We start from the raw sequence: 6,161 nt of genomic DNA on the forward strand, positions 1-6,161 counted from the left end.
CTCTGGGTCTTCCTCGGTTTCGCGGTCGTCATGACCGGCTTCATCTACCCCATGGAGGGTGCCTGGACCTGGGGCGGCAAGGCCGTGTTCGGCATGTACTCGCTGGGTGACCTCGGCTTCTCCGACTTCGCCGGCTCCGGCATCGTGCACATGGCGGGTGCGGCCGCGGCCCTCGCCGGCGTGCTGCTGCTCGGCCCGCGCAAGGGCAAGTACGGGCCCAAGGGCGAGATCCGTGCCATTCCGGGCGCCAACCTGCCGCTCGCGACCCTCGGTACCTTCGTGCTCTGGCTCGGCTGGTTCGGCTTCAACGGCGGTTCCGTGCTCAAGCTCGGTGACATCGCCAACGCCAACTCCGTGGCCATGGTGTTCCTGAACACCAACACCGCCGCCGCCGGCGGTGCGGTCGCCGCGCTGATCACCGCACGTCTTGCCTTCGGCAAGGCCGACCTGACCATGCTGCTCAACGGCGCGCTCGCCGGCCTGGTGGCCATCACCGCCGAGCCGTCCACGCCGTCGCCGCTGGCCGCGACCATCTTCGGCGTGATCGCCGGCGTGATCGTGGTGTTCAGCATCGTCGCCGTCGACAAGCTGAAGATCGACGATCCGGTCGGCGCCATTTCGGTGCACGGCGTGGTCGGCGTCTTCGGCCTGCTGATCGTGCCGATCACCAACGACGGGGCGACCTTCGTCGGCCAGATCGTCGGTGCGCTGACCATCTTCGTGTGGGTGTTCGTCACCAGCCTCATCGTCTGGGCCATCCTCAAGGCGGTGTGCGGCATCCGGGTCTCCGAGGAGGAGGAGACCGAGGGCGTCGACATCGGCGAGTGCGGCCTCGAGGCCTATCCGGAGTTCACCAAGATCTCCTGATCCCGCGGCAGGCAGCGCCTGCCCGTGACCACGCCCCGGGACCGGTCGGTTCCGGGGCGTTTTTTTGGTCTATCGCACCGTGCCGGGACGGATCGCGGGGCTGAGCAGGACGCCGGCGTCGTCCCGTGTCGGTCACTGGCCGGTGCACGTCCGCGATCGCACCGGCCTCCGTGGGGAATTGTCGGCTGCCTTCGAGCAGCCGACCTGCGGCAGGAATCCCGGGCGGTGACAGGCCGCGCGGGTTGGCCGCTCCAGGCAGACCGGTAGGTCGTGCACGGCCGCGGGCCGTGTTCGACATCTTCAATGACCGCGCCGGAATGTCGCACGCCTGCGGCGCACGACCTACGCGGGTTCCCGTGGGTTGGCGGCTCCTGGCAGACCGGTAGGTCGTGCGCGGCCTCGTGCCGTGTGCGACATCTTCAATGACCGCGCCGGAATGTCGCACGACTGCGGCGCACGACCCACGCGGGTTCCCGTGGGTTGGCCGCTCCTGGCAGACCGGTAGGTCGTGCACGGCCGCGGGCCGTGTTCGACATCTTCAATGACCGCGCCGGAATGTCGCACGCCTGCGGCGCACGACCTACGCGGGTTCCCGGGGGTTGGCGGCTCCAGGCAGACCGGTAGGTCGTGCACGGCCGCGGGCCGTGTGCGACATCTTCAATGACCGCGCCGGAATGTCGCACGCCTGCGGCGCACGACCTACGCGGGTTCCCGGGGGTTGGCGGCTCCTGGCAGACCGGTAGGTCGTGCACGGCCGCGGGCCGTGTGCGACATCTTCAATGACCGCGCCGGAATGTCGCACGCCTGCGGCGCACGACCTACGCGGGTTCCCGTAGGTTGGCGCCTCCTGGCAGCCAACATCCCGTCCTGCGGTGCCGGCAACGTCGACTACCGTGAGCGGCCGACCTCGCAACCCCGATGCGCACGCGTTCTGCCAGCGCCTGCGCCGGCCATGTGCAAGCCCGTCCCGATCTGTTTCGGCGTCATCAAGGACCAGACACCGTGTGCCCCGCAACTCGCGTGATTCGCGGGACGGTATCCACGGTCGTTCCGCTGCGCGAAGGCGACTGACACCGCCGGGTCGGGAACGGCGGTCGCGGGGGCCGCCTTCCGGGCATATGACGCACATGCCCGACGTTTCCCGCGACGTTGTGCCGCATCCCGCGGGATATCCCGCTACGGCCGGCTGCCCGAAGCAACCGGCCGCGTGTTCTCGGCGGTGGGACCATAGACGCGTAGGTCGTGCACCGTAAGGTGTGCGACGTCCCGATGGGTTGCGCGGGGATGTCGCACATGGCCCGCGGCCGTGCACGACCTACGCGGGGCCGTCTCCGTCGTGGGGCGATTGCTCGCAGGCAGCCGGCAATCGCCGGGGCGGGAATGGCGGTTGCGGGGGCGTGGCCCGGGCAGGAAACGCCCGTGCGCGACGTGCCGGCCGGTGCTTGCCGTGCCGTTGGGATGGTCCCTGCCATTCCATTTTGCGAATAATTCCCGTTTACCCTAGAATGCCGGCTCCATCCGGTGGCCGGTGCCAGGCGCATCCGTATCCACCGGGCCGCCCACCCCGAGCGTCCGTGGAGCCCATGGCCGATCGCCCGCTGCGTGTCACCGTCGCGCTGATGCTGCTCGCCGTGATCGTTGTCCTCGCGCCCGGGCGTGGCCGCGCCGCGCCCCCGGCGGTGGCGACGGTGGACTGGACCCTGGCGGAGACGCTCCTCGGCCTCGGTGTCACGCCCCTCGCGGTGGCCCAGGTGGATGCCTACCGGGCGTGGGTGAGTGAGCCGCGTCTGCCGGACTCGGTGGCGGACCTGGGGCTGCGCATGCAGCCGAACATGGAACGCCTCGCCCGGCTGGCGCCGGACCGCATCCTGATATCGCGCATGTTCACCTCGCTGACACCGCGGCTCGAGCGCATCGCGCCGGTGAGCGAGTTTGCGCTCTACACCCCGGACAGCGACACCTGGGAGCAGATGCTCGCGCTGACCCGCCGGCTCGGCACCCTGGTGGACCGTGAGGCGGCGGCGGAGCGGCTGATCCGCCGCACCCGCGAGGTGTTCGCCGACTGTCGCGGGCGGATCGCCGGGCGGGACGTGCGGCCGCTGCTGATGGTGCAGTTCATGGACGCCCGTCACGTGCGGGTGTTCGGGGAGAACGGCCTGTATCAGGTGGTGCTCGACCGGCTGGGGCTGCATAACGCCTGGCCGGGTCCGACCAACTACTGGGGCTTCTCGCTGGTCGGCCTGGAGGCGCTGGCGGGGATCAACGCCCGGATCGTCGTGATCGAGCCGTTCCCGGCCGGGGTGGAGCGGGCGCTGGCGGACAACGGCCTGTGGCAGTCACTGCCCAGCGTGGCCCGCGGCGACGTGGTCCGCCTGCCGCCGGTGTGGAGCTTCGGGGCGCTGCCCTCGGCGCGGCGCTTCGCCCGGTACCTCGTCGACGCCCTGGACCACGGACAACCGGAGGACGCGCACTGATGACGCCGGCACGTGCCTGCGGGCTGTTCGCAGTGGCCCTGGTAGGTCTGGCGTTCGCCGGACTCCACGCCGGTGGCGGTATCGCCGAGGGGGTCTCGGTCCTTGCCGCCGGACCGGGTGCGGACCAGGCGTCCCTCGCGCTGTTCTTCGCCTGGTGGCCGCGTCTGGCCACTGCGCTGCTCGCCGGCGGCGCGCTGGCGCTCGCCGGCGTGCTCATGCAGCAGATCCTGCGAAATCCCATCGCGGCGCCGACCACCCTGGGTGTGGCCAGCGGTGCGAACCTCGCGCTGATGGTGGCGACCCTCATGGCGCCCGGGCTTCTGGGGGCAGGGCGCGAATGGGTGGCGATGATCGGCGGCGGGCTGTCGATGGCACTGGTGTTCGCGCTGGCCTGGCGTCAGGCGCTGGCCCCCGTGGTGGTGGTGCTCGCCGGGCTGGTGGTGAATCTCTATTTCGGTGCCCTAGGCATGGTGCTGCTGCTCTTCCACCAGGAGGCCCTCAAGGGCCTGCTGATCTGGGGCGCGGGCTCGCTGGCGCAGACCGGCTGGGGCGGGGCGGCCTTCCTGGCCCCGCGGCTGCTCCTCGGTGGCGCGCTGGCGTGGCTGCTGCTGCGAGCGCTGACGGTGCTCGCGCTGGACGACGCCAGCGTGCGCAGCCTCGGCATTCCGCTGCGGCGCCTGCGTCTCGCCGGCCTGGCGGTGGCGGTGTTCCTCACCGCCAGCGTGGTCTCGACGGTGGGGATCATCGGTTTCGTCGGCCTGGCCGCACCGAACCTCGCCCACCTCGCCGGGGCGCGCCGGCTGGGCCAGCGCCTGGTCTGGTCGACACTGCTCGGGGCGCTGCTGCTGGCGACCACGGACCTGCTGCTCCAGCGTTTCGCGGGGGTGCTGCCCACCCTCATCCCCACGGGATCGACCACCGCGGCGCTGGGCGCCCCGCTGCTGCTCTGGCTCATCCCCCGGCTGCGTCTGGGCGGCGGCACGGCCGCCGCGGGCGGCCACGGGATCGGCCGTCGGCATCCGGCCCCCGCCCGGCTCGTGGCGGTGATCGTCATCCTGCTGGCGGCGGGCGTCATGCTTGCGCTGTATCTGGGGCGCGCCACCGGGGGCTGGGCGTGGGCGGCGCCGCTCGACTGGGGGGTGCTCCAGTGGCGGGCACCACGGGTTATCGCCGCCGCGGCGAGCGGGGTGATGCTCGCCGTCGCCGGTACGCTGATCCAGCGCGTCACCGCCAACCCGATGGCGAGCCCGGAGGTGCTGGGCATCAGCGGCGGCAGTGCCATCGCGTTGATGGCGGCGATCTTCCTGCTGCCCGCCCCCGGCGGGGTAACGCTGGTGGTGGTGGGTACCCTAGGCGCGCTCGCGGTGCTCGCGGCGCTGATCGCGCTCAACCACCGCAGTGGCCTGCGCCCGGACCAGCTGCTGCTCAGTGGCGTGGCGGTTACGGCGCTGTTCGACGCCGTGCGCGGCATCGTCCTGGCCGGCGGCGACCCGCGCGGCCAGCGGGTGCTGGCGTGGCTGTCCGGGTCGACCTACTACGTCGACCTCACCGGCGCGGCCACGGTGGCCGCACTGGCCGTGGTGCTCGGGCTGGCGAGCTGGCCGCTGGTGCGCTGGCTGGAGCTGCTGCCCCTGGGGGCGTCGACGGCGCAGGCCCTGGGCGTGGGCGTGCGCCGCGCACGGCTGGTGCTGCTGTTGCTCGTGGCCGGGCTCACGGCCTGCGCGACGCTGGTGGTCGGCCCACTGAGCTTCGTCGGCCTGCTCGCCCCGCACATGGCGCGGCTGCTGGGCTTCGCCCGGGCTCGTGCCCATCTCGCCGGGGCCGCGCTGTGCGGGGCCACGCTCATGGTCCTGGCGGACTGGGTGGGCCGGCAGCTGCTCTTCCCCCAGGAGGTCCCGGCGGGGCTGGTGGCCTCGCTGCTCGGGGGGGCCTACTTCATGTGGGGCCTGCGCCGGCTGTGAGCCGCTGACCCGCGGTGCTCAGGCACCGCGCTGCAGGCGGGCCACGGCGTCCCGGCTGGCCTCCTCGCGCTGGGCACCGGTGAGCTCCATCAGCCGCCCGTTGCGCATCTCCAGCAACCGGTCCGCATGCCGGAAGTACTGGTCGTCGTGGCTGATCGCGAACACCGTCTTGCCCATGTCCCGCAGCCGCGGCAGGACCTCGCGGTAGAACGCCTGCCGGAACTCCGGGTCCTGGTCGGCGGCCCACTCGTCGAGCAGCAGCACGTCCCGGGACTCCGCGATCGCGAGCAGCAGCGCCAGGCGTTTGCGCTGGCCCTGGGACAGCCGTGTGCTGGCGATACGACCCTCCCTGAGGGCGCCGGTATGCGTCATCCCCAGGTGCTCCGTCCATGCCGCCACGAGCGTGTCGTCCGGTGCGTTGCCGTTGGGGCCGAGGAGCTCGTCGAAGAGGTAAAAGTCCGTGAACACGCTGGCGAACCGGGCCCGGTAGGCGTGCCGTTCCGCCGTCGTCACGGTGTGTCCGTCGACCTGAAGCTCGCCCTCCTGGGGCTCGACCAGCCCCGCGAGCAGGCGTGCCAGGGTGGACTTGCCGCTGCCGTTGCCCCCGATCAGGAAGACCTGCTCGCCGCGGCGCAGGGTCAGGTCGACCGGCCCCACCGCGAAGCCTTCGCCGTCTGAGGCGGGGTAGCGGTAGGTTGCGCCCTCCAGGATCAGCTCCCGCCAGCCGGGCTCCGGTGACGCCGGCGGGAACCCCGGCCGGTAGTCCGCCAGGGTCAGCCCGGCGAGCTTCTCGAAGGCGACCCGGGCAGCGGTGAGCGTGGGCCATGCGCCGACGGCCTGGATGAGCGGCGTGCGCAGG

General features: G+C 72.0%; 4 protein-coding genes. 3 read left to right on the forward strand and 1 reads right to left on the reverse strand.

Annotated features, from left to right (window positions below; all coding sequences use genetic code 11):
- From G7A99_RS15355 to fhuB, 3 genes are all read left to right on the forward strand, one after another.
- Positions 1–867 (forward strand): ammonium transporter (locus G7A99_RS15355; protein WP_163141680.1); only part of this gene is annotated, 867 nt, incomplete at its 5' end.
- 1,583 nt (positions 868–2,450) lie between these two features.
- Positions 2,451–3,341 carry an ABC transporter substrate-binding protein gene (locus G7A99_RS15360; RefSeq protein WP_163141683.1) on the forward strand — a complete coding sequence of 297 codons (891 nt, stop codon included), beginning with the start codon at positions 2,451–2,453 and terminating at the stop codon, positions 3,339–3,341.
- Positions 3,341–5,302 carry a Fe(3+)-hydroxamate ABC transporter permease FhuB gene (gene fhuB / locus G7A99_RS15365; RefSeq protein WP_163141686.1) on the forward strand — a complete coding sequence of 654 codons (1,962 nt, stop codon included), beginning with the start codon at positions 3,341–3,343 and terminating at the stop codon, positions 5,300–5,302. Before G7A99_RS15360 ends, fhuB begins: the two co-directional genes overlap by 1 nt.
- An 18-nt stretch (positions 5,303–5,320) precedes the next feature.
- Here the strand turns inward: fhuB and G7A99_RS15370 are convergent.
- The coding region (locus G7A99_RS15370; RefSeq protein WP_163141689.1) for an ATP-binding cassette domain-containing protein at positions 5,321–6,161 on the reverse strand (841 nt) is incomplete at its 5' end.

It is taken from the genome of Arhodomonas sp. KWT (assembly GCF_010993615.1).